The following is a 26253-nucleotide window of genomic DNA, read 5'->3' on the forward strand; positions in this document are numbered from 1 at the left end:
CTCCCGGATCGTTATTACCTGCTTGCACCCGGCTCGTATCTATCGATTTCATCAAGCATCGCCAGGTAGTTACGGGGCGGAGTTTCGGGCATCACCGCGTTCGAGGAGCCGGCCACATGGCCCAGACCGCCGGTTTCATCCAGAATTTCGCGCACCGTGCGGCGGACATCCTCCTCGCCGCCGAATATCAGCGCTCCCCCGCAGTCCAGATTACCGAACAGTGTCAGGTCGGGGTATTCGCGGCGGAGTTTCCCCAGCCGCATCCCTGCTCCGTAGTCGATTTCACCGTAGCCGTGCACGCCGCTGCGGCCGAAGAGCGATTCGGCCACCGGCCAGGTATCGCCATCGGTACGGAAGACGTAATACATCCCGTGCCGCTCGCAATGGCCGGTCAGTTTTCTTAACCTCGGCAGGAACATGCTGTCGAACACCGCCGGGCTGAACGCCGGGCCGTTCTTTGTGCAGAAATCGCCGCCGGCCAGGACGACATCCACATCCAGCGAGGAAGCCAGCTCGATATCCGCCAGTCCCTGCTCCAACTGGTGTTCCAGATCGGCCTCCACCAGCGCGGGAGCCAGCTCCAGGGCCATCAGCCAGGCCGCGTCCCACATCGGAATACCGAGATAAGCCACCGTGGCGCAGAGCGCGATATCATCCGGCAGCCCGGCCTTGAAGCGCCTGATATCGTCCAGGCGGCCGGGATCGGTATCCGGACCGCTCCAGGATTCCGCTTCCCGCTCCAGATGGGCCGTCAGCGCTTCCACATTACCGCCGGCCAGCCAGCTGTCGGCCTGGTGCCAGTTGGATGATGCGGGATCGTAGCGGTAAATCTCCCAGGGTCCTTGTTTGTCCGCATCGCCGAAGAGATAGGTGAATTCGTCGAGCCTGGCCGAGGCTTTCCGGCGGTCGCGCCAGGGCAGGCGGGCCATGTCGTAACCGAGCTTGAGATAAAATTCGGTCACGTCCCCGATCATTCTGTCCGCGAACTCCTCTGCCGAATCCGGTCCCCGGAAAGTGGCCTCCACCTCGCGGAAACGGAGTGTCCCGCCGCCCACCAGCGCCTCGCGGCCCATCACGGCCGAGGCCACTTCCATCGTCACTGTCTGGTCGAAACGGGGAACGCGGTCTGTCGGCTGATGATCGAACGCCGTCAGGATTCTTTTCCTTCCGGTCCAGCTTTCGGCCAGCGGTCGGTCAGCCATTATCCTCTCACTTTTTTACGAATTATTATCTCTGGAAATTCAGAGCGGGAAGTTTTAAAATATCCCGGTACGCATCCGGCCGGAATGATTGAGTTAACAATTAAATGAAAGTTGTCCGATTGTTTTTCGACAAGGACTACATCCGCCGCCGGCGACTGAGAGAAAAGCTGCCCGGCGCTTACCGTCGCTGGCCCCTGCTGGCCGGTGTGGCCGCCGGGCTGTGGGTCTGCGTGATCGCCTATCTTGGGCGGCTGGTGCTGAGCCTGATCCACGGCCACGGCGAAACCGCGCTGTTCAGCCTGCTGTGGAGCGCGCTCTGTTTTGTCCTCTGGGGCCTGCTGCACAACTGGGCCCGGAAGTACCAGGCCGGTTGATTTTGCAGCTTAGCCCCATCTTATCTTCAGTCCCCGATTTTAAGCCCGTAGCGCCCGACATCATCACGGTGGAACTGGAACGCCTGGTAGAGCAGCTGCTCGCCGAAACGGTAGTCGGGTTTCCAGAGATAGCTGTAGCTTTCGCTTTCCAGAAACAATTCGATTTCGCGCCCGCCGGGGCACCCGGGCGAAATCATGATCGCCGAAGTGTGGTCCTTGACGCTTGTCCACTCCAGGCCCTTCTGCTCGGCGATATCCTGAGTTACAGTCACGTACGGGTCGTAAGAGTAGACCTTGACCCGGTGCCAGGTTTTTTTGTCCAGCGGATCCAGTCCCTGGACAGTCCGCACCCAGAGTGTCACTTCCTCGCCCGGCTCGGCGACCCCGTTGCCGTTGCCGGTTCCCTCGGTCACAGTCCGCTGACGGACAAACCCGCCGCCCTGGTTGCCCGCCTGACGAAAGATATCCAGCGTGGCACTGCGGCCATCAAGCACCAGCACGGAATCGGGCGTTTCAAGAGGTGAGGGCAGCACCCGGACGTCGATCCGCTTGTCGGCTCCGTACCAGCCAGCGTAGCGGATATGCAAGTTCAGCCGGCAGTGCTGGAAAAAGCCGCTGGTGGAAACGAACCTCTGGCTGATCCTGCCGGTCAGGTCGACAACGCCGCCGGGGGAAATCGAGTCAATCGTGATTTCACCGCCGGTGATTTCGACAGTCGGATACCGGCTGCTCAGGCTGACTCCGATATCGCGCACGGTGATATCGCAGCTGTTGAGCAGTCTCAGGGGGACGTGCTGTTGAACATCCGCTTTCACAATCGGGCTGCCGCTGCGGTAAACAGGCAGCAGGACCGGAGCGCGGCCCTCGCTGCCGTCCAGCACGGCGATATCGTGTCCGTTACCGTCGAGCTTAAAAGTCAGCCGGCCTTTCCCGGTGCTGGTCAACGTGTAATAGCTTACCTGTCCGGTTGCGTGGTTGTAGTCCATGATCCTGTATTGCCGGGCATTACCGTAGAGCATCGGCGTGGTTACCGTGATTGTCTGACCTTCCACCGCCGGGCCATCGGGCTGCCAGGCACGGGTAAAAACGCGGAAGTAATTGCGGGTCACGCCGCGAAGGCAGGTGTAGCCGGCTTTCTTATTCGCAACCTGCAGGTGATATCCCCACACGGTAAAATCAGCGAACGCGTTGTCGTGGTCGAACGAGCGCGGTGTGTCGTTGAGCGATTTGCTCCCGAAGGCGCGCAGATGGAAATCCAGTGTCTCCGCAAGCCCCTTTACCCAGTGACGGTGGTACTCCTCGCGGCGGAACTCATAATCGACATCGGGGTTACGGGAATAGCGCTCGTGGAGTTCATCGTGGTACTGGCTGATATAATCCCCGGAGGTGCGGATCAGCCGGACCATGGTTGCGCCGTGGTTGGCGGTGAAATCCCTGAGCATGTAGTGGCTTTTGGCCCCGGCGGGACCTACCCAGAATTCGTGGCCGGGATTGTAGCTCGAGGCGCTGCCGACCAGTTGCGGATAGCGTCCGCTGAGGTAAAGCGACATGAATCCGCCCATCGACAGCCCGCAGGTGGCGCGGTGCTGACGGTCGGCGATCGTGCGGTAGTTGCTGTCGATATGGGCCACGAGGTCAAGGAAATAAGCTCCGAAATCGCGCTGGCCCTCCGGCGGGTCGTTATCGGACTGGATATCGTAGGGGCTGCCGCTGTAGAAATTGGAGTAATTGTCCTCCACCCAGCCGTCCCAGCGCACGCAGATCACGTCGTGGGTTTTCAGATAGTCGATCATCTCCGGCAGGCTCACCTGGAGCCCGTCTCCATAAGGCTCGCCCATGTAGCGCGAACTGTGGCCGTGGAAATAATAGACCACCGGGTAATGTTTGCCGCTGGTTTCGTAATCCGGCGGCAGCAGGATGCGGTAGTGGCGCCACTGGCCGAACGCCTGGCTGTAGTGGGTGCGGTCGTGGAAATCCTGGTAGGCCCCGGCCGGTGCGACAGACAGTTGCAGCGCGGCCACCAGGGCCGGCAAAAGTCTGATAATCAAACGAGTCATGGCTTCGGTCCTGTTCGGTGAGTGATACACGACGATTGATAAGGGACGTTTAATCCGGTTACAGATGACGAGAAGAGATGACCCGACACCGGTAAGAATGCGCTGGTAATTCCAACCATTATGTAATCAGCCTTCCGTGATAAGCTGGAAATACTTCTGTTCTATCCGGTCCAGCTCCCTAGTCTGTTCCTCGCTCAACGATGGCGGCCGGGCGGACTCGATCAGCTCCTCCGCCCTCTTCTCGACTACCTCCTGCAGCGGAAAAGCTCCGTCGGCTTCCCAGTTCTCCCGCTGCTTGCGGCAGAACAGAGGGCTTTCATGGATCTCGCGTTGGAAATTGAGCATCGTGTGCTCCCGGTCGAGAAACGTGCCGCAGTGCCCGACATCCTCGATAAGTTCAGCAGCGATTGTCTCCTCGCTGACCTCGATTCCGCGCAGCAGCCGGCGCACATAACCGATAATATCGTCGTCGAGAACAACCTGGCCCAACCCGATACAGAGTTCGCTTTCCAGGGTGCCCACACCCCAGATCAGGTCCACACCGGCGGAAGCGTGGGCGATAGCGGCCATGGTTTTCTCGGCCGCGCTCTGGGCGTCGGTGAGCATCGAGTCGCTGCTGATCCAGGAGGACGACGGCAGGTTGTAGCTGCGGGCCAGTTCGGCCCCGGCCGCGGCCAGCAGGCAGTTTTCCGGCGCGCCGGTCACCGCCACCCCGGTACGCATGTCCATCACGTGGGCGAAGCCCAGGTTGTGAATGCAGGGCCGTCCCGGCTCGATCACCTGGTTGAGCACGATCCCGCCAATTATCTCCGCATTGCCCACAGTCGCCGCTCCGGCCAGGGTTACCGGACCGGTCCCGCCGGCCATCGGCTCCCCGTTGACCATCACCGGGATCCCGTGGCCCGCGCTGGTAGAGTAAATCTCCAGCGCCAGGTTGGTCCAGCGCAGGGGGCCGTGGGCGGTGAACCCCATGCTGAATATAGGCTTGTCCGCAATCGATTCGCCGTCCAGCACAACCGCGCTCATCTCCAGAATCGCTTCGACGCCTCTTGGTGTGAACGAGAGGATCCGCACGTGTTTGCCCGTATTGGCGATCATCTCGCGGAAACCCGCCACGTCGCGGAACTTCGGCGGCACATCGCGCAGGCTCACCCCCACCACCCCGTCGATATTGGGCAGGGAGTCCACCAGACGGGCAAGCCGGGCCAGGTCGGCCCGCTCGAACTCCCGGCGGCCCTCGGCGGTGGCCAGGTTCATCGCCGCGGCGGTCCAGAACACCGGGTTCCTGCCGCCGCCCAGCACGCCGCAGTCGGCGGTCCGGCCGGGAAGGCGGACCTCGGCGGGCGCCAGCGCCAGGTATTCGCTGACCATCTCCGCGGGAAAACGGATAATTTCGCTGTCCGCACCGGGTTTGGCCCCGGCTTCGAGCAAAAGCTCACGGACAGCCTCGTGCTCGATCTTGAGACCGGTGTTTTCCAGGATTCGCCCGGTGGCGGCCCTGATCCGCTCGACTCCCTGCTCATTCAGCGCCCTTGCTAATTTCATACCTGCTCCTCAATTACCCGGAAGTTCTTTTGGTCACCCCATCATCATATCGCAAACCGGCGGAAAAGACCGGTTGACCTGAATAAGTTTGTGCTAGTGGAATTTTATTGGAACCCGTTTCATAACTGCTGAATTACATGGAAGACAGGTAGGGGCGGGTTTGAAACCCGCCCCTACGACGGCCGAATTTTAAAAAAGACCGGTTCTCTCGTTTTTTTATTTTTCCACTCATATTATTTCCATTGGGGGTTATGAAACAACCTCTCAGGTAAAAACTCAAAAATGGGGCCACGCTGTACGCATACCCCATGTTCTGAATTACCAGACAGGTTGGATAAAACGGGTTATCAGCCGCGGGGGACGGTCGCACTCAGGCCGGGTACTTGTCGCCCAGATAGTCGCGCAGGTAGTGGTTCTCGGTCTGGACCGCATCGAGCCGCGCCTTGACCACGTCGCCGATCGAGAGCATCCCCAGCAGCCGCTCCTTGTCGATAATCGGTACGTGACGGATCTTGTTCTGGGTCATCACCTGCATGATATAGTCCACTGTATCCTCCAGCAGTCCCACCACCAGATCGTCGCGCGGCGTCATCACCTCGCCCACTTTGGTCTTACCGAAATCCGGCCCCTTGCGATGCGAGACCCGCATGATATCCCGCTCGGTGATAATGCCGACAATATGGTGCTCGTGATCCATCACGATCAACGAGCCGATATTGTGCTCCACCAGCACCGCCACCGTATCGGCGATCAAGTTGTCTTCGTACGTGGTCAGTACCTGCGAGCCCTTTGTCTTCAGCAGATCGCCAACTGTACTCATCTGATGCCTCCGGTTGATTTTTCCCCATTGCCATAACTCGTCACCAAGGCGTATAACATACTATCTGTTATTGACAGTCCAGTCAATGCTAACTTTCGGGTCGCAAGCCTTGCGGGACGCGTACCCAACAGCCGCCTTCTTGATATAATCCGGCGCCGGAGTTAAATATACTTCACGGGTTGATGTCCCGTTCTCACTGCTGATTGATGAGCCTGAAAAAGAGAGAAAAACGTGACTGTAAGCGACAAAATCCTCGACCTTATCCACGAGCACGTTGAGTGCGGTATCTTCGCGGTGGACGCCGACTGCCGGGTGATTTACTGGAACGCCGCGGCCGAGCGGATCACCGGGAGAACCGCGGCGGAGATGATCGGGAGCGAATGCTGCGACACGCACTGCCTGAACTGTATCAACCAGGAAAGGGAAAAGCCCGACGAGCGCTCCCCGCTCGCGGATAACGGTGAAGAATTCAAGGCAGGCGAATGCGTGCTGCGCAGGCCCGACGGGAGCATGGTGCGGGTGCTGAAAAACGTCCGGGCCATGCGCGATGAGTCGGGCAACTTGATCGGGGCGGTCGAATGCCTGACCGACGTCTCCTCGATCAAACCCGACCTGACCGCCTATTCCAGCGGCAGCGAACAGCACGATGAGACCGCGCCGGTGCCGGGGATGATCGGCCGGGGCCAGGCCATGCGCGAGGTGTACCGCCTGGTCCGGTTCGCCGCCGACAGCGAGAGCACCGTGCTGATCACCGGTGAGAGCGGCACGGGCAAGGAGCTTATCGCCCGGGCGATTCATCAGCTCGGCCGCCGCTCCTCCGGCCCGCTGGTGGCGGTCAGCTGCTCCGCCCTGCCGGAAAGCCTGCTGGAGAGCGAGTTGTTCGGCCATGTCAAGGGCGCGTTCAGCGGCGCGGTGCGCGACAAGGTCGGGCGGTTCGAGCTGGCCGGGGGCGGGACAGTCTTCCTCGATGAGATCGGCGACATCAGCCCGCTGATCCAGCTCAAGCTGCTGCGCGTGCTGCAGAACCAGGAGTACCAGCGCGTGGGCGAAAGCGCCACCCGCACCGCCGATGTCCGCATAATCGCCGCCACCAACAAGAACCTGCTCGAAGCGGTCCGGCGCGGCGAGTTCCGCGAGGACCTGTTCTTCCGCCTCAAGGTCTTTCCTGTCGCCCTCCCGCCCCTGCGCGACCGCACGGGCGATATCAGCGAACTGGTCCAGTATTTCATCGACCTGTTCAACCGCAAGACCGGCAAGCACGTGGAGCGGATCGACCACGAGGCGATGAAGCTGCTGATGGACTACTGCTGGCCGGGCAATGTCCGCGAGCTGGAACACGCAATCGAGTATGCGTTCGTGCTCTGCCAGACCAGCGAAATAACGCCGTTCATGCTGCCCCAGGAAATCCTGCGCGTGGAGTTCCGCAAGCAGATGTGCCCGCCGGGCCAGCAGAATTTTTTATATGGAACGCCCGCGGGCGCGCAGGGCGGCCAGGCCACACCCCCGCCGGCCGGCCGCACCCGCCCGGGCCGCGAGGAACTGCTCCAGGCACTCGAATCCAACGGCTGGAACCAGAGCGCCACTGCGCGTTATTTCGGCGTGAGCCGGGTGACTGTCTGGAACTGGATCAACAAGTTCGGGATCGAGAAGCCGTGATTGCCCCGCGGGCGGACAGATGGGTCCGCCCCTACGCAGCTTCATCTAATCACCCTCCTGTAGGAACGCACCCGCGTGTGCGCCCGTTTGTTCTCGGAATGTTCACTTTTAAGGTTGACAAATCATTCTCGCCGTGTTATAGCTAGGTAAGCCCCCGCCACCAACGATGCACTTTTAAGATCAGCACATAAATAACAAGCGCAAGCGTACAGCCAAAAAGAAAGGATGAATCAATATGAATTGTGATAATATCCTTCTCGGCCTGAGCAGCAGCCTTGTTTTGCTTTGGTTTGGACACTTGCTCATCACGGAGCGCGAAAAGAAAAGGGCCTTTAAGGCCGCCCAAGAACTGTTTAGAGAAGCGTTTATGCCTGAAATAAGAATTCTGTCGCCCGAAGTCGAAAGCATAGGCACCCATTTTAACATGTTTAATTACATGTCCGATATGGGCAATCGGCATCTGACCGCCATTATAAAGATCGAGCCTTTTCTCAAGCCCTCCAAGCGCACAACCCTGAGAAGCAAATTGAACGAATATCAACGCTATATACAGGGGTTTCCCGGCTGGTTTGATCGTGATGGTTTTTACAAGGAAGAAGAAAGAATTATACAAGGGAAGAAAAGAGCCTTTCAGGCGATTAATGACATTGTTAATTTTGTGGAGGGATAGCCCATGAACATCATGCAGGCATTCAAACGCTTTCCCGATCAGGAAGCGTGCATTGAACACCTTGAAAAAGTACGGTGGAGCGATACGCCGAAATGCCCGTACTGCGAGAGCGAGAACACCAATCCGCTCAAGAAAGAACTGCGGCACCACTGCAACGGCTGTCGCAAGTCCTTTAGCGTTACCGTGGGCACGATCTTTCATCATACACACCTGCCGTTACAGAAATGGTTTCTTGCCATATCACTTATCCTGAACGCCAAGAAGGGCATAGCATCCCGCCAGCTTGCCCGCGATCTCGAACTACCAGTAAAGACAGCTTGGTTCCTGAATATGCGTATCAGGCGGGCTATGGTAGCCGATGAAAGGCTTCTCCAGGGCATAGTTGAAATGGATGAAACATACATCGGCGGCAAAGCCCATGCTTTTAACACCTGTTAAATGCATGTTAAGTCAACACTTTAACTTAACACTTTTTTAGCCATCCATTTTCATCCCTTAATCCTATCTCATTATAATTCTCCAAGTTACACCTCCTCCCCGTTCTGGCACCCATCTTGTATTACTCTCCTGCCTAAAGCGCAGTGTTTCCGGCAAACGTAACGCAACCTTTAAACAGGAGAGTGCACGATGAGCGCCGTAAAAACCCTCGATACCACCAATTTTGACAGCGAGGTGGCGGGGCCTCAGCCCGTGATGGTCGATTTCTACACCGACTGGTGCGCCCCCTGCCAGATCCTGGGACCCCAGGTGGAGCGGATCGCGCAAACATACGCCGACCGGGCCAGCGTGGCTAAGCTCAATGTCGACGCCAGCGGCCAGGTGGCTGCCCGGTTCGGCGTCCAGGGAATCCCAACCGTGCTGTTTTTCAAGGACGGCAAGCTGGTGGACCGCGTGGTCGGCCTGGTGCCGGAGGAGGAGCTGACCAGCAGGCTCGATTCATTAATCGACTAGTTTTGCCAATTTTTTGCCAACAAAACCGTGGCTATTACATCCTGATAGGATAGAAACATTTTTACGGGGAGATTTAAAAATGAAGATGGAACGGATTATTCGTGCGGTAGCCGGTAGTTTCGTGCTGGGTTCGCTGGCCCTGGGGTGGTGGGTTCATCCGGGCTGGTTCCTGTTCACGGCCTTCGTGGGTGCCAACCTGCTGCAATCGTCGATTACCAGGTGGTGCCTGATGGAGGATATCCTGGCCAAACTCGGTATCGCCGAAAAGCCGCAGCAGTGAACCGGAAACCTGCGCACACAGGAGGTATTGCATTGTTCAGGACAAATTACATTTCCATGCCGCTGACTGTGCTGGCCGCCCTGGTCCTGACCCTCGCCGCCGCGCCCTCGCGGGCCGCCGACACGCTGAGGGTTTCGCTGGACGAGGTGCTGGAACACGCCAGGGTTAACAGCCCCAGGGTGCTGGCCGCACGCAGCGGAGCCGAGGCCGCCGAGGGGATGGAGCTGGCCTCGCTGGCCGGGTTCCTGCCCCGCCTCAAGCTGAGCGAGCAGTTCATCCGGGGCAACGATCCGGTGTTCGCCTTCGGCGCCCGACTGAGGCAGAGCCGCTTTACCCAGGCAGATTTCGCTCTTGGCCCGCTCAACGAGCCCTCGGCGCTGAACAACTGGGCCACCCGCGTGGTGGTCGAACAGCCGATATTCAACGGCGGCAAGAGCTTCTATGGCCGCAAGACCGCCTCGAGCTACGCCGACGCCGCCCGCAGCGGCAGCGAGGCGGTGACAGATCAGACCCTGTTCGGGGTCAAGCAGGCCTACTACTCGGTGATCCTGGCCCGCGAAAGCATGAAAGTGATCGACGCCGCGTTCAAGGCCGCCGAAAGCCACGTGCACCAGGCGCGTCAGCTGGTGGCCACCGGCCTCGCCACCAGGGCCGATGAGCTCAAGGCGTCTGTCCGGCTCGCCGAAATTGAGCAGCAGCGGATCAGGAACGGCAATATGGTGATTTTAGCCGTGGAAAATCTCAAGCTGGCCTCGGGCTGGCGTAAGGAAGTTTTCCTGCTGCCATCCGAAAACCTGGTGGACCGCGAGCTGGACCTGTCTCTCGACAGTCTGACCGCGTTCGCAACGGTCAACCAGCCCCAATTGGCCGCGGCTAACTCCGCGGCCCGCGCGGCGGAGTACGAGGCCCGTGCGGCCTGGGGCGAGGTTATCCCCCACCTCAACGGCTTCGCCCAGTACGAGTGGGACGCCACCGGGCCGTTCGGCAACGACGGGAACAACTGGATGGTGGGGATCAGTCTCGACTGGTACCCGTTCAACGGCTTCCGTAATATCGGCAAGATCAAAAGCAAACGAGCCGCCCGCGAGCAAGCCGCCTGGGAGGCCGCTCTGGCCGGGCACCATCTGGAGGTGCAGGTCAAGGAAGCGTACCTGGATGCCGACGCCGCCGGGCGGATGGTGCCCGTGGCGCGCTCATCGGTGGAACAGGCCCGCGAGAGCCTGCGGATCGTGGAAAACCAGTACGCGGGCGAGCTGGCTACGATCACTGATTTGCTGGACACTGAGCTGGCGGCCACCAACAGCGAGTTGTCGCTGGTCAGGTCGCTCTATGAATATAATGTCGCCCTGGCCCGGCTCTCGCTGGTCACCGGCGGCCACCCGGAGGTGAATTGAATCGAGACCAAAGAATATTGTGGAGATACTTAAATGAATCCCCCCTGGCCCCCCTTTGCTAAAGGGGGGGGAAGATGAATTCCCCCTTAATAAAGGGGGTGCCTGCCGCAGGCAGGCGGGGGTTGTAATTCCCTGAAAGAGAACGGTATCGTGGGGGATTTGAACTATACACTATCGGGAGTAATGAGATGAAAGTTCTTACCGTTTTAACCACTTTTGCGCTGGCGGCTGTCCTGCTGGTGGCCGGCTGTGGCGGCGACGACCTGGCGGTCGAGCGGATCGAGGGCGGCACTGTCCGTGCTCCGGTGGTGACAGTTACCGCCGACAAGTTCCCGCTCTACACCACCGCGATGGGTACGGTGGAGCCGTACGACCGGGCAAGGCTCAGCACGCGGGTGATGGGCCACGTGCTGGCCGTGCTGGTGGAGGAAGGCGACCGGGTGACAGCGGGTCAGGTGCTGCTGCGGCTCGACAGCAAGGACATGGTCAGCCGGATTGAGCAGGACAAAGCCGGACTGGCCGCCGCCGAAAGCCAGCTGGAAAATGCCGAAGCTTATTATAACCGGATCAAAAAACTCTACGACGAGCAGAGCGCGACCAAACAGAATCTTGATAACGCCCGCACTCAGTACGAGGCGGCCTCCGCCGGCGCCGACGCCGCCCGTAACAAGCTGACCGGGGCCCGCAGCCAGCTCGACTACTTCAATATCAAGGCCCCGTTCAGCGGGTTTGTCACCGGCCGCACGGTGGACAAGGGCGACATGGGCGCTCCGGGCGCTCCGCTGGTGACTGTCGAGATGCAGGACAGCCTGAAAATAGTGACCTCCCTGAGCGAAAAGGATGTGGGCAGGGTATCCGTCGGGCAGAGTGCGCTGGTGGAAATCGGCTCAGGCCAATTTCAGGCGCGGGTGGAGTCGGTGGTGCCCGCCGGCGACCCGGCCACGCGAAGGTTCAAGGTGCAACTGGTGCTGCCCAACGAGGACGGGACCCTGGTTAGCGGAATGTTCGCGCGGGTGCTGTTCCGGACCGGGACCGACGAGACGATCAGCGTGCCCGAAACGGCCATCGTCCGCCGCGGCCAGCTTACCGGTCTGTTCGTACTCGATGACGAGAATACCACCCGTCTGCGCTGGGTCCGCCTGGGCCGTACCAGCGGCGAGCGGGTCGAGGTGCTCTCCGGCCTGACCGCCGGTGAGCGGATCGTGACCGGCAAGCTGCGGCAGATGCGCGAGGGCGTGACCGTGCAGGAGGTGAACTCATGAGTTCCTCGATGCAACTGGCGGGCAAGATCGGCCAGTCGTTCATGCAGTCTAAGCTTACACCTCTGCTGGTGGTCGCCTCCCTGTTCCTGGGAGCGATGGCCCTGTGGAAGACTCCACGCGAGGAAGAACCGCAAATTATCGTGCCGATGGTGGATGTGATGGTCGGTCTGCCGGGCGCCAGTCCGGAAGAGGTTGAGAGCCGCCTGGCCAAGCCGCTGGAGAAAATGTTCTGGGGAATCCCCGGCGTGGAGTATGTCTACTCGATCTCCAACCCCGAGGGCGTGCTGGTGATCGTGCGTTTTCTGGTCGGTGAGGAAATCGAGAATTCGCTGGTCAAGCTCTACAATAAAATCTACTACAACATGGACCGGATGCCGCCGGGGGCCACCATGCCCCTGGTCAAGCTGCGCTCGATCGATGACGTGCCGATCCTGGGCCTCACGCTCTGGAGCGAGAATTACGACGGCTACGATCTGCGGCGGATGGCCCTGGAGCTGTCCGAGTACCTCAAGCAGGCCGACGATGTTTCGGAGATCGAGGTGATCGGCGGACAGAAACGGGTACTGCAGGTCAATATCGACCCGGAGAAGCTGGCGGGCTACGGCCTGAGTATCCTGCAGGTTGAACCGATGGTGCGCCAGGCCAATGTCAACCTCTACGCCGGCGGTTTCGAGCGGAACAACCAGCGCTTCCGGGTGGCCAGCGGCGCGCCTGTGACCTCCCGCCAGGAACTGGGCCGCGTGGTGGTGGGAGTTCATCAGGACCGCCCCGTGTACCTTGAGGACGTGGCCCGGATCGAGGACGGGCCCTCGGAGCTTGACAACTACGTCTTGTTCGGCCTCGGTCCGGCCGCCGGGCACAAGGGTATCGAGGCGGCGGACTACGGCACGTTCGAGCATCCGGCGGTCACTATCGCCCTGGCCAAGCGCAAGGGCAGCGATGCATCCCGGGTGGCGGCCGAGGCGCTGGAGCGCGTGGAAAAAATGAAAGGCGTGCTGATTCCCTCGGACGTGAACATAACCGTAACGCGCAACTACGGGGAAACCGCCGATGACAAGGCCAACGAGTTGCTCACTCACCTGATCGCCTCGATCCTGGCGGTCACGCTGATAATCGCCATCTCGCTCAGCCCGCGGGGAGCGCTGATTATCCTGATCTCCGTGCCGGTCACTTTCGCACTGACCCTGTTCACTTACTATCTGCTCGACTACACGATCAACCGGGTCACGCTGTTCGCGCTGATATTCGTTACCGGGCTGGTGGTGGACGACTCGATCATCATTGTGGAGAATATCTACCGCCACTACAGCCTCAGGGCCCTGCCGCCGTTTCAGGCCGCGGTGGCCGCGATCAACGAGGTGGGCAACCCCACGATTCTGGCCACGCTGACCGTGATCGTCTCGATCCTGCCGCTGGTGACAGTGGGCGGGCTGATGGGCCCCTATATGAGCCCGATGCCGATCGGGGCCTCGCTGGCGATGATGTTCAGTCTGATGGTGGCGCTGATGATCGCCCCCTGGTTCGCTTACCGCCTGATGAAATCGAGCTATGGCAAGGATCACGGCGAGCCGGAAAAGGTAGAGGACACCAGGACGTATAAGCTGTACCGCAAGGTAATGATCCCGCTGCTGGAAAGCCCGCTCAAGCGCTGGAGCTTTATCGCCACGGTGGTGTTCGTGGTGCTGGCCAGCATCGGCATGATGGGCCTGAGGTGGGTGGAAGTGAAAATGCTGCCGTTCGACAACAAAAGCGAGGTGCAGATTGTGATCGACATGCCGGAGGGCACTCCGCTGGAGCGCACCAACCGGGTGGCGATGGAGATCGGCGACTACCTTCGCACCGTACCCGAAGTGACCGATTACCAGATTTACAGCGGCGAGAGCAGCCCGTACAATTTCAACGGCCTGATCCGTCACTACTTCCTGCGCAGCCGGCCCCACGAGGCCGACATCCAGGTCAACATGGTCCACAAGCACGACCGCAGCCGTCAGAGCCACAATATCGCTGTCGATATCCGCGGCCCGATCACCGAGATCGGCGACAGGTACGACGCACGGATCAAGGTGGCCGAGATACCGCCCGGACCGCCGGTTATCGCCACACTGGTGGCTGAAATCTACGGGCCGGACTACAAGGACCAGATCGAGGTGGCCCGCGAGGTGCGCCGCGTGTTCGAGCAAATGCCCGGCGTGGTGGATGTGGACTGGATGGTGGAGGACGAGCAGGTCAAGTACGATTTCGTGGTGGACCAGGAAAAGGCGGCCCTGCACGGCATTTCCACGGGCCAGGTCAGCCAGACGCTCTACAAGGTGCTCAATCCCTCGCGCATCTCCACCGGACGGCTGGAGAACGAGCTGGAACCGGTGGATATTGTCCTTCGTGTGCCGATTGAGCGGCGCAGCAGCCTGGAGAACCTGCGCAACGTGTACCTGGCCGCCCGCGACGGCTCCAAGGTGGCGCTGGGGGACCTGGTGAGCGTGCGCGAGAGCGTGCTGCCCAAGTCGATCTACCGCAAAAACATGCAGCGGGTGGTGTATGTCACCGCCGATGTCGCCGGGGAGATTGAAAGCCCGGTCTACGCGATCCTGGACATGGACGAGGCCCTGGCTGCGATAGAACCGCCGGGAGGCGGCTACGAGATCAAGAAGTACTATGCCAGCATGCCCACCGAGACCCGGCAGGTGACGATGAAGTGGGACGGCGAGTGGGATGTCACCCAGCAGGTGTTCCGCGACATGGGAGCGAGTTTCGCGGTGGTGATCGTGCTGATCTACTTCCTGCTGGTGGCGTGGTTCCACAGCTTCTTCACGCCGGTTATCATGATGATTCCGATTCCGCTGGCGCTGGCCGGCGTGCTGCCGGGCCACTGGATAATGGGCACGTTTTTCACGGCCACCTCGATGATCGGCTTTATCGCCCTGGCCGGGATCATGGTGCGCAACAGCGTGCTGCTGATCGACTTTATCGAGGTGCGCCTTGGCCAGGGCATGGATTTGCTGGACGCGGTGATCGAGTCCGGCGCGGTGCGTTTCCGGCCTATCGCCCTGACCGCCGGTACGCTGATCGTGGGCGCAGTGGTGATCCTGGCCGACCCGATTTTTGCGGGGTTGGCGGTCAGCCTGCTCTACGGCGCGCTGGTCAGCACGGTGCTGACCCTGTTGGTGGTGCCGATGTTCTACTACCTGTTCAAGCAGCGCTGGCCGGGCATGGAATAAACACGCAAGGTCAGTAACGGTGATACCGAGGGAGGAAGCAAATGAAACTGTTAACCGTAATCATCTCCAGCGACCTCACCGACGAGGTCGGCGAGCTGATCTCGGCGATGGATGTCGATTGTTACGTGCGTATCGGGGAAAGCTACGGGATCAGCCACCGCTGCAAGGGCTCGCTGGGCGACAACATGCCCTGGGAGGCGGCGGTGCTGCTGGTGGCCGGCGAGGAGGAGCTGCTGGTTGAACTTGCCGACAATATCCGGGCCGCCGTGCAGAGCAAGGACTACGAACCCTGCCTGCGGATGATGCTCAGCCCGGTGGACAGGGTCTGGATGCACTGAGCCGCAAGATTTCAGTTATACGCGAACCCAAACGCCCGGCTGCGATGGCCGGGCGTTTTTTGCCGTGTATATCCGGGTCTTAAAGTCTGATGCTTATTCAGGGCAGGTCCCGTTTCTCAGGGCAAGCATTAGCGACAACGCATCAGCCACGTTGGCATAACCGTCGCGGTTAAAATCGGCTTGAGGATTTCCGGGGTTGTTTTGCAGAAACCGGATCATTGCGACAATATCGGCCCGGTCAGTTTTGCCGTCACCGTTGAAATCGCACACAACAGGGTTTTCGGTGCGGATGCGGGCGCGAATGTTGATATTTACGCCACTCCCTTGCTCATTAGACAATTGTTGTCCATATCCTATCCCGTTATCGGAAGCGTACGAACGTCCCGTGTATTCGGACAAGTCATCCAGCCAAACCCCGTTGCTTGACCTGTAGGCCACGAAAAACTCCTGGCCTTTTTCCAGTTTGATCCACCGGTCGATTTTAACCGTGTTGTAGCCGGGCAAAGGCGCGTAGCCGGACACTGAGTGAATCAACCCTTCAGGGAGTGTGTCGTTGATCGTGTGATAAATTCTTACTTCGTATTCGCTGTCACCGGATGGAATGCCGATGTCGACAGCGGCCAGGTACCCCGGCTCACCGGCCTTGAACAGCACTCCGCCCCAGTAGTCAGCGTTGTTCCAACCACCGGCAATACCCATTCGGTCGTAGGCGATTGAATAACCCAGCGGTTCGCGCGGTGAAACATCCGCCCCCATGGCCGGCAGGCTCCAGCGGTACTGGATATTGGTTATCGAGACTCCGGTCGGGTTGCCCTCGTAGTCTCTGCTGGACGGGTTGGAGAAGTCATCGAAAGTTGTGTTGCCTGTCGAACCGGGGAACGGATCGCCGCTGTCGCCGGGATTTCCCTTGTGGTCGAGATCATTCCTGCCATCGGCTTCCTCCAGGTCAACCAAGCGGTTCGATAACGATTGTGTCGCTCTTTTGCTTTTGGCTAATCCCTGCCAGCGGTTTTCGTTGACATGATAGATCATCAATCCCGTGCCGGGTATGCCCGTATCGAAGCCGGCATTTTTCTGGCGGTGTTCGAGGAGAAAATAACGGCTCAGGCCGTATCCGTCCTCCCACAGCAGGTATACCTCGGGATTGGTTTCAACCGGATTCAACAAAACATAGGTTTGCTCTTCCACCACAACGGGCGATACCCATCCCAGCATGATTTTACACCAGGCTGAAAGGTGGGAGTTAAGACTGCCCGACATCAGGCCCCAATTTCCCAGACCGTTAGTCAAGCCAGTGCCATCATAGAGATCCGGCAGTCCCAGCACATGGCCGAACTCGTGGCAGGCAACCCCGAGACTGGAAATACCAACAGTATCTCCCAGTTCGCCCAATTCGGAAACAAGCACTAAACAGCGGATTTTGAGGAAACCGCCGCCATGGGCAGGGTCGTCAGTAGTATAACCCGGATTTGCCTCTATCTGAGCGGAATTCAGGTTGTTCTGATTTCCATACTCCCTGCCCACACCTGCGAAAATAACCATAACCGCATCAACGTACCCGTCGTCGTCCCCGGAGTTCGGTACTCCGTCCGGGCCGTCATTGTCGTAGGGACTGAAATCGATTTCAGGATCAGCCTGCTGAACAATATCGAGGGAAAAGTCACTGTAGTTTGAGGGGAGATAATCTGCCACGGGCTTATCGGTCTGGTACCAGCCGTAAACGTCGCCGGTGATCGAGAACTGCCCGTAGGAGACTTCCTCGAAATAATCGGTCATCGTGAGACCGGTGCTGTCGCTGAACAGATGGTTCTGGAAATCCTGGACCTTTAATGTCCCGCTCAGGTCGCTGTAACTCCCCAGCAGAACCGGCAGCTTAAAGCGGTCAGTCCGCAGAGCGGCCAGGGCGGTTTTGTCACCCCTGGCTCTGATGCGTGCCGCCCGGCGGCGGGCCATTTTCCTGATCCAGCCGGGATCACCGCTGTTTAAAACAACGCTTTGTCCGTTGTCCGCGGTCTGTTCTCTGATTGTGGTGAGATTGCGGAAATCTTCTGTTATCCCGGCGGAAAAACCGGTTTGGCTGACGGCAATGGAGCTGATGGAAAAGGAAAATAAAATCCGGAAGATAAAAGAATGTTTGCCCAATTTTTTGGTTGTCCTCGCGGGGGGGAGGTGTTGTGTCAACTCGCTTTGGCTTTCTGGAGTGACGGTACAGCTATGAGCTAAAAAACCGGGGGGATCGAATGGATCGACTTAGTATTTCAATAATTACTCCTGAAATACTGGTGGAAATGAGTCAAATTGTCAAACTATAAATCCGTCTTTATTACCCTTATTCCATTCTTTCGTTCCTGTTTTCTTGCTTTTAATCCTTCCCTGTACAATTTGTATATTGTCAGGAGCATCTTTATATTTGTTCAACTTGCGTCAGGCTTTTATTCACATTTAACCGTCACCTGCGATGCTTAGCGCAATAGTAAGCGAGATCTGGAATTTCACGGTCGAGGCCGCCCCCTACCTCCTGATCGGTTTCGTCCTGGCCGGGCTGATCCGGGCATTCGTCACCGAGCGCGCCCTGACCCCCCATCTGGGCGGCGGCGGGTTCGGCTCCCTGCTCAAAAAGCTGCGCGCCTGAGCCGTAGCGCCTTGCTATCCCGCCCTTTTCGATATAACTTGGTTCAGCCCGTAAGCGTTTCCGAGTTACTTAAAGTATATCATCATATGACAAGCCATATATTATTAAATATCAATATTAAGGAGAGACAATGAGCACGGCAAAAGTTATCTTCATGGGTGACGACAGCCTGCTGGGTGCGGCTGCCTATCTGGGCGGAGTGATGACCCATCACGGAGTGGAATTCACCTATGTGCCCAGCACCAGGAAAGCCAACCACGCACTGTTCGATCTGGGCCGCTCCCTGTTTATCCTCAGCGACTACCCCTCGGAAAACCTGGACAAAACAGCCCAGCAGAAAATTTCCGACAGTGTTAAAGCCGGCTCGTCGCTGCTGATGATCGGCGGGTGGGAATCGTTCCACGGCCTGTCTGGCGAATACCACGACGGGCCGCTGGCCGATATCCTGCCGGTGCAGTGCAAGTCTTCCGACGACCGCGTGAACTGGCCCCAGGGAGTGGTTCCTTGGCTCGAGGCCGAGCACCCGGTGCTGGGCGAGCTGCCCTGGGGAGAACCGCCCGTGTTCTGCGGTTTCAACGAGACGACGCTCAAAGAGGAATCGCAGCTGGTTCTCAGCGCGCGGCCGCTGATAATCCGTGGGATGGGGATCACATTTATCGACGACAGGTACCCGCTGCTGGTGTTCGGCGGCCACGGCGAGGGCAAGACCGCGGCGCTGACCACCGACCTTGCGCCTCACTGGGTCGGCGGCTGGGTCGATTGGGGCTTGCAGAGGATCCGGGCGCAAGCCCCCGGCGGAGGCGAGGTCGAGGTGGGCAACCACTACGCCGAGTTTATCGGCCGCCTGGTGCGCTTCCTTACCAGTTGAGTCAGTCAAGTCACTTACCGCGGTTGCGGACCAGCTCAGTCCATTGCTTGATCAGCGTTGTGGAGTTGATAATCAGCGGGAAAAAACCGAACGGCATGTGGGCGCGGCGGCGGGCGAAACTGTCGATCAAGCGCCAGGTGTCCACGCCCACGCTGATCGCGCACATGGTGTAGAGCAGCACAGTGGTCAGGCTGAGCGGCGTGTCGAGCACGCCTGCTATGGTCGAGAGCCAGAGGGTAAAGTCGCCGCCGGTGAAAAAGAGCATTCCCGTGATTGCACCGAACACGGCTGAATTGTACCGCGAGAGCTTGTAGTCTTCAATCCGGGCGATCCTGCCGAACGTGCTCTGCTCGGCTGATGTCAGCGAGCCGCCGACATATACCGCACTGACCCGCTCCAGTACCCGAATCGGCCAGTAGGTCAGGAGGTTGAACAGCCGCTTCTTGCCTCTGCTGCGGTTAATATAGGCATACCAGCGGTCCAGGCCGTTGATGTCGATTCCCAGGTAGACGCGCATGATCGCCCGGTTGATCAATCCGCTGCGCGCGATCAGGGCCTCGATAAACAACCGCTCGTCATCCGCCAGAATTCTTTTTTGCTTCCACTCAAGCGGCATAGCCTGCGTTCCCGTATCTTTCAGTAAGCTTTCCAGTCCGCGCTCTCCAGATCATCCGGTCATCTTCAGGTCCTTGAACAGCTCCCGGACCCAGGCCGCGTCCTCAACGCTCAGCGCTTTTCCTGCCGGCTCAAGATCAAGCTCAACCTGCTTTACATTGCGGAAACCCGGGATAACACAACTCACAGCCCGGTGAGCCAGCGGGTATTGCAGACTCACCCTCAGCAGATCATCGATCCCGCCGCCGAAACGCTCCTTGAGCCGGTCCATTTTCGGGGCCAGCTCAGCCAGAAACTCCTGCTTGAACCACCGGCTGTCGCGACGGTTGTCGCCCTCGCCGAACGAGGGCGGGTTGCCGGGCCGGAACTTGTCGAGCAGCAGGCCCTGGGCCATCGGGCTGAACGCCACGAACCCCAGATCCCGCTCGGCCATCATCACGGCCAGCCGGGACTGCGGCTCGATCATCCGGGTGTCCATGATATGGGCGCGGGACTGGATCACGTCGGGGTCCAGCACCTCGATCATCCCGCACAGCGCGTCCACCTCATAGCCGCTCTGGCCGATAAAGCGGACCTTGCCCTCTTCCTTCAGCCGGCGCATAACCTCCACCGCCTCGTCACGGTAAGGCCCGAGGTCGGTATGGTGGAAATAATAGATATCCACATAGTCGGTACGCAGGTTCACCAGGCTCTGCTCGATCTGGTGACGGATGTGGACCGGCTGGAAAGAGTGTTCGGCGGTGCCCTGGAACCAGCCCACCTTGGTGGCGATTATCACGTCCTTGCGCCTGCCGCCCAGGATCCTGCCCAGGCGTTGTTCGCTGCGCCCGTTACCGTAAACGTCGGCTGTGTCGAAATGGTTGCAGCCCAGCTCCAGGCCGCGTTCCACGGCAGCCACCGCCTCGTCCTCGTCCAGGTTTTCCCAGCCCACGCTCTGACCATCGATCCAGTTGGGCCCGCCCAGTGTCCACAGTCCGAGGCTGATTTCACTCAGCTCCAGCCCGGATCGCCCAAGCCGCCTGCGCACGTACCCATATCCTTGATTTTCAGTCACATCCGTCTCTTCTTTAAAGTAATATCTCAGTATTATCTTTGCATCTTATAATGAACTACCCCGCGGCAGAGCCGTGAGGCATCTGATTTAAATCTGCCTGAATCCCATGTTCAACCCGCTGAGGAAACTTGAAGTATTTTTCAAATGTTTCTTGCTGCTTTTGTTTCGGCAAAAGCAGCAAAACCATCGGGGGTGAGCGAACTCGCATTTACTCAATCTCTTCAGCGACCAGTGAGTGTAATAGGTAAAAAACTCCGCTCCTCCGTGCAAGGCACGCTGAAAGCGAATCGCACTCCCGGCCCTGTCGCTCCTGCTACCTCCACTGGGATACGACTCTTCTTCACGCTACCCTTTTGCCGGCTCAAACATGCGCGGCCCCCGGAAAAAAACCCATCACCCGGAGTCTCAGGCTGTGTTCCAGCCAAAGGTTGGTTCTCACCGGGGCGAACCTTGTGTTCGCCTGGTGTCCGCCCCCACCCAAGTACCACCCCGCGGCAAACCGCGAGGAATGCTTTTCGATTCAAGCATTCAGGCCAGGTCCGTATGGGTCCGCATGAATTCGCGGAACGCTTCTCTGACCTCTCCCGCGGCTTTGGCTTTCAGCGCATCAAGCTCATCGGCTCCGAACGGCTCGAACCAGGCGGCCGTATCCACGTCGTCGTGCATGTGCTGCAGGTTCGGCATGGTGACCGTGACCGTATGCACTCCGGGCAGGCTCAGCGAATAGCGGATACACGTCCTGTAGTCAAAATCCGGGTGGGCGTTGACTATCCTGCCCACGCCCAGGGCTTTCATCGCTGTTATCGCCACTCCGTCCCCGGCCAGTACCGGCAGCGCGTTTTCCTCGAAACCCAGGTCCGTATATTCGTTGGTGGCCACGTTCAGCGACATGACCACATGGTCGAATTTGTGCCGTCGATGGGCCTCGAGCAGAACTTTCCAGTCGGTATGGGTGGAAACGCCGATCCAGCGGCAGAGGTTCTGCTCTTTAGCCCGGTGCAGCAGCTCGAACGGCCCGTCTTTCACCTCCAGTCTGGCCAGATCGTCCGGGCCTTCCAGTTGATGGACCATCAGCGTATCCACATAGTCCGCTCCCAGCCTGTTCAGCGAGGTTTCCAAATGCCGCCACCACTGGTTGGGATCGCGGGTGGCAACCTTGGTATGGAGAATCACTTTACTGCGCCACTCAGGCAGAATTTTGCCGATTATTTCCTCACTGCGGCCGTAGCTGTAGGCCGTATCGATACAGTTTACTCCGCGCTGAAGCGCCGTGGTCAGCACCTGGAGGGCCGAGTCCTCCTGCAGGCCCGCCCATCTTCCCCCCCCACCGAATGTGATCAGGGAAACGCGAGCGCCCGTGGAGCCGAACTCGCGGGACGGCAGTCCGGATGACGGAAAGGGAAGAAAATTTTGCTTGTTTACCCCCAGCAGTTCAGATGAGCCGCTTGTCAAAGCCGCACCCAGCGCCGCCGCTCCAGTTGCCAGAAAGCACCGCCTGTTTACCATCTACCGGCTCTCCTGTTCAGGGTTTACAGTTCTTCTGCTCGTTTTACGACCTGCTGCGAAACTCTTTCATATTGACCGTGGTGCCGGTGCGGGCGCTTTCGTAAGCCGCGAACGCCACTTCCATCGAAGCCAGCCCGTCACGGCCCCTAACGCCGATCATCGGCTCCTTCCCGTCCCGAATGCAGCCGATAAAGTATTCGATTTCCGGCGGGTAGCCGAGCTGCCAGAGCTCATCCACGGCCGGCCGGGTCCAGCCTACCTGGCTGTCCGCTTTTTCCACCGAATAGCTGTAACCCACCTTGCTGTAGACATGGATCGGGCTGCCCAGGGTCAGTTCGACTTTCAGCGCTCCTTGTGTGCCGTAGATCTCCACGGTGTCGTCCATGCCGCCCTGGGTGATATAGTTACCCTCGACAAAGCCCTGGCCGCCGTCCTCGAACGTGAAGATGGCCACGCCCCAGTCTTCGCCCTCGTAGTCCTTGTGAATGAAGTTTTTCTCGCCACCGCCGGTGGTCTTGCCCACCACTTCCACTACTTCCTGGCCGAAGAGGTGGCGTACCCAGTTGATCGGGTGGCAGCCGATATGGAACAACGACCCGCCGCCGCAGTACTTGATCTTTTTGGCATATTCACTATGACTGCCGGAATGCGTTTCCTTGGCCTTGACATACAGCACCCGGCCCAGCGCGCCCTCTTTCACGATCTCCTCTACCCGGCCCAGGACCGGGGCGAAACACCAGTCCTCGGCGTACATCAGCCGCACCCCGGCGTCATCGGCCGCTTTCACCGCCGCGCGTGCGTCCTCCAGGGTGGTTGCCAGCGGTTTTTCGCAGATAATGTCCTTGCCCGCCGCGGCCGCGGCCTCGATTACCGGGCGATGGATAAAAGTGGGCGTACAGACCACGACCACATCGACATCCGGGTCCCGGCAGAGGACCTTGTAGTCGCCGGTGCTGCGCCCGACTTCCCATTTCCGGCAGAACTCGTCCAGCTTTTCGATCCCCGCCACCATCTCGATCCTGGCGTCCCGGCAGCGCCGGAGCGCATCGGCGTGGAGTTCCGCGGCGAAACCGGTTCCGACCAGGCCTGCGCGTATTGGAGTGTTCATTTCCTGACAGCCCCGCTTTCCTTTAATGGCATGAATGGTTTAGTCAGCAGCAGCTTAATTATATTCCAATGGAAAATATATTTATCGCCCGGATTCGGCAAAGGAAATATAAGTTATCCGCAACCGGGAACGTTATCAAGCTTCTGAATTCATCGTGGCGCTGGATGGGTACCTCTCTTTTTTGCGGTACACCTGCCAGAACAGCATTCCCTAACTGGGGTATTTAACTTGGAGCCTGCACCCGGAACGTTTATACTAAGGTTGAATAACTGCGAGTACAAATCGTCTCAGAATACTGATTTCTTTAGGCTTGCCCAACTTTTGGCACCACGATGTTTCTCATCGAAAAATTTTGGTTCGGTATTTGCATTTAAGTTGCGGCTGAAAGCGAAAAGGTGCAGTCGGGTATGACGAGACAACTAACAGGGCTGGATGCCCGGGAGGATTTCGATGTTTTGCAGTAAACTCAAGAAGCAGTTTTCAGGCATAATTACCGCGTTTATGGTCGTGGCCGCGATCGCGTCCTGCGGCGACATTCCCGGTCTGAGCATACGGGAACTCGCCGCCCAGTCGCCGGAATTCGGAGCCTCGCGGCCCCCCCTTCCCCCGGTGGCCCAGCGCGCGCCCCAGTTTCAGCAGGTGTTCGCCGATGTAGCCGAAAAAGTGATCCCGACCGTGGTCTCGATCCGCAGCGCAAAAATCGAGACCGTGCAGAATTTCGATCCATTCCACTGGTTTTTCGGCGACCCCAGGGAGGGGGGCCGGAGCCAGCCGCAGGAGCGGCGCGTTGAGGGCGTGGGCAGCGGAGTGATCGTGAGCAGCGACGGCTACGTGCTGACCAACAACCACGTTGTCGAGGGGGCCGACGACCTGACCATCACCCTGAGCGACAAGCGCGAGTTCAGCGCCAAGATAATCGGCACCGACCCGCCCAGCGACCTGGCCGTGATCAAGATCGTGGACGCCGACAACCTGCCGGTGGCCCATCTGGGCGACAGCGACGCCTTGCGGATCGGCGAGATGGTGTTGGCCGTGGGCAGCCCCTACCAACTGAGCGAAACAGTTACGATGGGAATTGTCAGCGCTCTCGGACGAACCACTCGCCTCAATTCGTATGAAAATTTCATCCAGACCGACGCGGCGATCAACCCCGGCAACTCGGGCGGCGCGCTGGTCAACCTCGACGGTTCGGTGGTGGGGATCAACTCGATGATCTTCAGCCGCAGCGGGGGCAGCCAGGGAATCGGCTTCGCCATCCCGATCGACATGGCGAAGAATATCATGCAGAGCCTGATCGCCGAGGGCAAAGTCAGCCGCGGCTACCTGGGCGTAGAGATCCGCAACCTGGAGCCGGATATCGCTCGCTCGCTGGACGCGGAGCCTTACTCCGGCGTGCTGGTAGGTAATGTCAGGCCGGATACCCCGGCCGAGAAAGCAGGCCTGGAGGTATACGACATCATTACAGCGGTCAACGGCAAACAGGTGACCACGGCTCAGGAACTGATGAATGAAGTTGCGCTGATCAAGCCCGGCAAGGAAGCCAGTTTCACCGTGCTGCGCGACGGGACCAGAAAGAACTACACAGTGGTGCTGGCCGAGCGTGATGAAGACACCCTGGCTTCCACATTCGGCGGCAGGGGCGGCGGAGGCGGCAGTGCCGACGCCACCCGGGAGAAAACCGGCTTGACCCTGCACGGAATCAACCCGGAGATGGCGCGGCGCTATCAACTGGAGGAGGGTATCCAAGGTGCGCTGATTGTCGGTGTCGACCCCACCAGCCCGGCGGCGAGGACCAGGCTCCGGGAAGGCGACGTGATCGTGGAGGCCGACCGCAGGAAAGTCTCCTCGGTGGCCGATTTCAACAGCATCATGGCCGAACTCGACAATGATACGGTCCTGCTGCGTGTCCAGCGCGGCGGCGCCACTTTCCTGGCCGCCCTGCGGCTGGAGAAAGATTAAGAGTATTCGAGAGCTCACCCATAAAAAAGCGCCGGGAGCTGTCCCGGCGCTTTTTTATATCTGGCGGACACATGGGCCCGCCCCTGCTTCTTCGCAGTAAGATATTACTCGTAACTGATCGTCAGCGAATTACAGCGGATCAGCCCCGGCGCGTCGATCGTATAGACCGCCTCGTTGTCCCTGTAGAACATCTCTCCGGGAACAATCCGCTGGTTGTGCTCCCGCTCGCCCCCGGCGGTCTGCCACCTGTAGGTGACCATGATTTCGCCCTGGACCAGCGAGGGGTCCTCCACCTTGAACCGCACCGTGTTCCGGCCATCGAAAATCTGCGGGATACTCATGATTCCGTTCTCGAAATAGCCCAGCATGCGCAGGCTCCGCAGTCCCGCCACCACCTGCTCGCCGCCGCCCGAGGCCAGCGAGGCGTCGCTTTCGGCCAGGTTGATCCTGAGCTGCCAGCGGTAGACGCCGTGGAGGCTGCTCTTGCCGGCGGCCGCATCGCCGCGGTCAAGCCTGACCTGGAAACGGCCGGGCCTTGCGGCGATCGTATCCCAGGGCATCCACCGATCGGGATCGGACAGGTTGTTCGGCTTGGCCACCTGGCTGCGGAACGCGATTTCCAGTTTGTCGTTACGGTCTCCGGTGAGTTCACCGATGATGAAGCCCTCGGTCATCACATAGGGGCTGTAGAATTCGAGCAGCCATTCTCCGCTGCCGGAACCGCCGGGCCGCACATACGGCGCCTGG

General features: G+C 59.3%; 22 protein-coding genes and 1 pseudogene (1 of these 23 cut by a window edge). 12 read left to right on the top strand and 11 right to left on the bottom strand.

Annotation, left to right across the window (positions count from 1 at the left end):
• Positions 1 to 14 precede the first annotated feature (14 nt).
• Positions 15 to 1202, bottom strand: a complete 1188-nt coding sequence (locus FVQ81_07375) for a hypothetical protein (GenBank protein MBW7996372.1) — start codon at positions 1200 to 1202, stop codon at positions 15 to 17.
• 104 nt (positions 1203 to 1306) lie between these two features.
• On the opposite strand from FVQ81_07375, the gene FVQ81_07380 reads away from it, so the two are divergent.
• Complete coding sequence (locus tag FVQ81_07380; GenBank protein ID MBW7996373.1) at positions 1307 to 1576, top strand: hypothetical protein; 270 nt, start codon at positions 1307 to 1309, stop codon at positions 1574 to 1576.
• Positions 1577 to 1602: 26 nt separating this feature from the next.
• Here the strand turns inward: FVQ81_07380 and FVQ81_07385 are convergent, their stop codons facing one another.
• The 3 genes from FVQ81_07385 to FVQ81_07395 all read right to left on the bottom strand — a co-directional run bounded on the left by FVQ81_07385 (position 1603) and on the right by FVQ81_07395 (position 5998).
• Complete coding sequence (locus FVQ81_07385; protein MBW7996374.1) at positions 1603 to 3633, bottom strand: esterase family protein; 2031 nt, start codon at positions 3631 to 3633, stop codon at positions 1603 to 1605.
• A 126-nt stretch (positions 3634 to 3759) separates the two neighbouring features.
• Positions 3760 to 5178: a hypothetical protein gene (locus FVQ81_07390; GenBank protein ID MBW7996375.1), complete on the bottom strand. Its 1419-nt coding sequence runs from the start codon at positions 5176 to 5178 to the stop codon at positions 3760 to 3762.
• A 370-nt stretch (positions 5179 to 5548) separates the two neighbouring features.
• A complete protein-coding gene (locus FVQ81_07395; protein MBW7996376.1) occupies positions 5549 to 5998 on the bottom strand; it encodes a CBS domain-containing protein in 450 nt (149 codons plus the stop codon).
• A gap of 231 nt (positions 5999 to 6229) precedes the next feature.
• Between FVQ81_07395 and FVQ81_07400 the strand changes: the two genes are divergently transcribed.
• From FVQ81_07400 to FVQ81_07440, 9 genes are all read left to right on the top strand, one after another.
• Complete coding sequence (locus FVQ81_07400) at positions 6230 to 7654, top strand: PAS domain-containing protein (GenBank protein MBW7996377.1); 1425 nt, start codon at positions 6230 to 6232, stop codon at positions 7652 to 7654.
• Between the two features lie 235 nt (positions 7655 to 7889).
• Positions 7890 to 8324, top strand: a complete 435-nt coding sequence (locus tag FVQ81_07405) for a hypothetical protein (protein MBW7996378.1) — start codon at positions 7890 to 7892, stop codon at positions 8322 to 8324.
• Between the two features lie 3 nt (positions 8325 to 8327).
• Positions 8328 to 8762, top strand: a complete 435-nt coding sequence (locus FVQ81_07410) for an IS1595 family transposase (protein MBW7996379.1) — start codon at positions 8328 to 8330, stop codon at positions 8760 to 8762.
• 189 nt (positions 8763 to 8951) lie between these two features.
• The gene (trxA, locus tag FVQ81_07415; protein ID MBW7996380.1) at positions 8952 to 9275 is read left to right on the top strand and encodes a thioredoxin; all 324 of its coding nucleotides are present in this window, start codon (positions 8952 to 8954) and stop codon (positions 9273 to 9275) included.
• A gap of 79 nt (positions 9276 to 9354) precedes the next feature.
• Positions 9355 to 9555 carry a DUF2892 domain-containing protein gene (locus FVQ81_07420; GenBank protein ID MBW7996381.1) on the top strand — a complete coding sequence of 67 codons (201 nt, stop codon included), beginning with the start codon at positions 9355 to 9357 and terminating at the stop codon, positions 9553 to 9555.
• 32 nt (positions 9556 to 9587) lie between these two features.
• Positions 9588 to 10949: a TolC family protein gene (locus tag FVQ81_07425; protein ID MBW7996382.1), complete on the top strand. Its 1362-nt coding sequence runs from the start codon at positions 9588 to 9590 to the stop codon at positions 10947 to 10949.
• A gap of 188 nt (positions 10950 to 11137) precedes the next feature.
• The gene (locus FVQ81_07430) at positions 11138 to 12211 is read left to right on the top strand and encodes an efflux RND transporter periplasmic adaptor subunit (GenBank protein MBW7996383.1); all 1074 of its coding nucleotides are present in this window, start codon (positions 11138 to 11140) and stop codon (positions 12209 to 12211) included.
• An 8-nt stretch (positions 12212 to 12219) separates the two neighbouring features.
• Positions 12220 to 15426 (top strand): efflux RND transporter permease subunit, encoded by a 3207-nt coding sequence (locus FVQ81_07435; protein ID MBW7996384.1) that lies wholly within the window; start codon positions 12220 to 12222, stop codon positions 15424 to 15426.
• 41 nt (positions 15427 to 15467) lie between these two features.
• Positions 15468 to 15764 (top strand): hypothetical protein, encoded by a 297-nt coding sequence (locus FVQ81_07440; protein ID MBW7996385.1) that lies wholly within the window; start codon positions 15468 to 15470, stop codon positions 15762 to 15764.
• 93 nt (positions 15765 to 15857) lie between these two features.
• On the opposite strand, the gene FVQ81_07445 is transcribed toward FVQ81_07440, so the two are convergent.
• The gene (locus FVQ81_07445) at positions 15858 to 17717 is read right to left on the bottom strand and encodes a M6 family metalloprotease domain-containing protein (protein MBW7996386.1); all 1860 of its coding nucleotides are present in this window, start codon (positions 17715 to 17717) and stop codon (positions 15858 to 15860) included.
• 809 nt (positions 17718 to 18526) lie between these two features.
• On the opposite strand from FVQ81_07445, the gene FVQ81_07450 reads away from it, so the two are divergent.
• A complete protein-coding gene (locus FVQ81_07450) occupies positions 18527 to 19264 on the top strand; it encodes a hypothetical protein (protein ID MBW7996387.1) in 738 nt (245 codons plus the stop codon).
• A gap of 10 nt (positions 19265 to 19274) precedes the next feature.
• Here FVQ81_07450 and FVQ81_07455 read toward each other — a convergent pair whose 3' ends face one another.
• From FVQ81_07455 to FVQ81_07470, 4 genes are all read right to left on the bottom strand, one after another.
• Positions 19275 to 19880, bottom strand: a complete 606-nt coding sequence (locus FVQ81_07455; GenBank protein MBW7996388.1) for a hypothetical protein — start codon at positions 19878 to 19880, stop codon at positions 19275 to 19277.
• A gap of 51 nt (positions 19881 to 19931) precedes the next feature.
• Positions 19932 to 20969, bottom strand: coding sequence for an aldo/keto reductase (locus tag FVQ81_07460; protein ID MBW7996389.1), 1038 nt, complete (start codon positions 20967 to 20969; stop codon positions 19932 to 19934).
• A 492-nt stretch (positions 20970 to 21461) separates the two neighbouring features.
• Positions 21462 to 22439, bottom strand: a complete 978-nt coding sequence (locus tag FVQ81_07465) for an aldo/keto reductase (GenBank protein MBW7996390.1) — start codon at positions 22437 to 22439, stop codon at positions 21462 to 21464.
• Positions 22440 to 22482: 43 nt separating this feature from the next.
• Entirely contained in the window at positions 22483 to 23547 is a 1065-nt protein-coding gene (locus FVQ81_07470) for a Gfo/Idh/MocA family oxidoreductase (protein MBW7996391.1), read from the bottom strand.
• Positions 23548 to 23979: 432 nt separating this feature from the next.
• Here FVQ81_07470 and FVQ81_07475 point away from each other — a divergent pair, with 432 nt between their 5' ends.
• Positions 23980 to 25506: a DegQ family serine endoprotease gene (locus FVQ81_07475; protein MBW7996392.1), complete on the top strand. Its 1527-nt coding sequence runs from the start codon at positions 23980 to 23982 to the stop codon at positions 25504 to 25506.
• Positions 25507 to 25610: 104 nt separating this feature from the next.
• Here the strand turns inward: FVQ81_07475 and FVQ81_07480 are convergent, their stop codons facing one another.
• Together FVQ81_07480 and FVQ81_07485 are read right to left on the bottom strand one after the other, a co-directional pair.
• Positions 25611 to 26240 carry a hypothetical protein gene (locus FVQ81_07480; GenBank protein ID MBW7996393.1) on the bottom strand — a complete coding sequence of 210 codons (630 nt, stop codon included), beginning with the start codon at positions 26238 to 26240 and terminating at the stop codon, positions 25611 to 25613.
• Positions 26180 to 26253 (bottom strand): annotated as a pseudogene (locus FVQ81_07485) (hypothetical protein); it runs 1111 nt beyond the window's last position. Before FVQ81_07485 ends, FVQ81_07480 begins: the two are co-directional and overlap by 61 nt.

The organism is Candidatus Glassbacteria bacterium, assembly GCA_019456185.1.
Taxonomy (GTDB): domain Bacteria; phylum Gemmatimonadota; class Glassbacteria; order GWA2-58-10; family GWA2-58-10; genus JAJRTS01.

Coding starts and splice junctions, on each gene's coding strand:
- FVQ81_07375 (MBW7996372.1), bottom strand. CDS start 1,202: ATGGCTGACCGACCGCTGGCCGAAAGCTGGACCGGAAGGAAAAGAATC.
- FVQ81_07380 (MBW7996373.1), top strand. CDS start 1,307: ATGAAAGTTGTCCGATTGTTTTTCGACAAGGACTACATCCGCCGCCGG.
- FVQ81_07385 (MBW7996374.1), bottom strand. CDS start 3,633: ATGACTCGTTTGATTATCAGACTTTTGCCGGCCCTGGTGGCCGCGCTG.
- FVQ81_07390 (MBW7996375.1), bottom strand. CDS start 5,178: ATGAAATTAGCAAGGGCGCTGAATGAGCAGGGAGTCGAGCGGATCAGG.
- FVQ81_07395 (MBW7996376.1), bottom strand. CDS start 5,998: ATGAGTACAGTTGGCGATCTGCTGAAGACAAAGGGCTCGCAGGTACTG.
- FVQ81_07405 (MBW7996378.1), top strand. CDS start 7,890: ATGAATTGTGATAATATCCTTCTCGGCCTGAGCAGCAGCCTTGTTTTG.
- FVQ81_07410 (MBW7996379.1), top strand. CDS start 8,328: ATGAACATCATGCAGGCATTCAAACGCTTTCCCGATCAGGAAGCGTGC.
- trxA (MBW7996380.1), top strand. CDS start 8,952: ATGAGCGCCGTAAAAACCCTCGATACCACCAATTTTGACAGCGAGGTG.
- FVQ81_07420 (MBW7996381.1), top strand. CDS start 9,355: ATGAAGATGGAACGGATTATTCGTGCGGTAGCCGGTAGTTTCGTGCTG.
- FVQ81_07430 (MBW7996383.1), top strand. CDS start 11,138: ATGAAAGTTCTTACCGTTTTAACCACTTTTGCGCTGGCGGCTGTCCTG.
- FVQ81_07435 (MBW7996384.1), top strand. CDS start 12,220: ATGCAACTGGCGGGCAAGATCGGCCAGTCGTTCATGCAGTCTAAGCTT.
- FVQ81_07440 (MBW7996385.1), top strand. CDS start 15,468: ATGAAACTGTTAACCGTAATCATCTCCAGCGACCTCACCGACGAGGTC.
- FVQ81_07445 (MBW7996386.1), bottom strand. CDS start 17,717: ATGGCCCGCCGCCGGGCGGCACGCATCAGAGCCAGGGGTGACAAAACC.
- FVQ81_07450 (MBW7996387.1), top strand. CDS start 18,527: ATGAGCACGGCAAAAGTTATCTTCATGGGTGACGACAGCCTGCTGGGT.
- FVQ81_07455 (MBW7996388.1), bottom strand. CDS start 19,880: ATGCCGCTTGAGTGGAAGCAAAAAAGAATTCTGGCGGATGACGAGCGG.
- FVQ81_07465 (MBW7996390.1), bottom strand. CDS start 22,439: ATGGTAAACAGGCGGTGCTTTCTGGCAACTGGAGCGGCGGCGCTGGGT.
- FVQ81_07470 (MBW7996391.1), bottom strand. CDS start 23,547: ATGAACACTCCAATACGCGCAGGCCTGGTCGGAACCGGTTTCGCCGCG.
- FVQ81_07475 (MBW7996392.1), top strand. CDS start 23,980: ATGCCCGGGAGGATTTCGATGTTTTGCAGTAAACTCAAGAAGCAGTTT.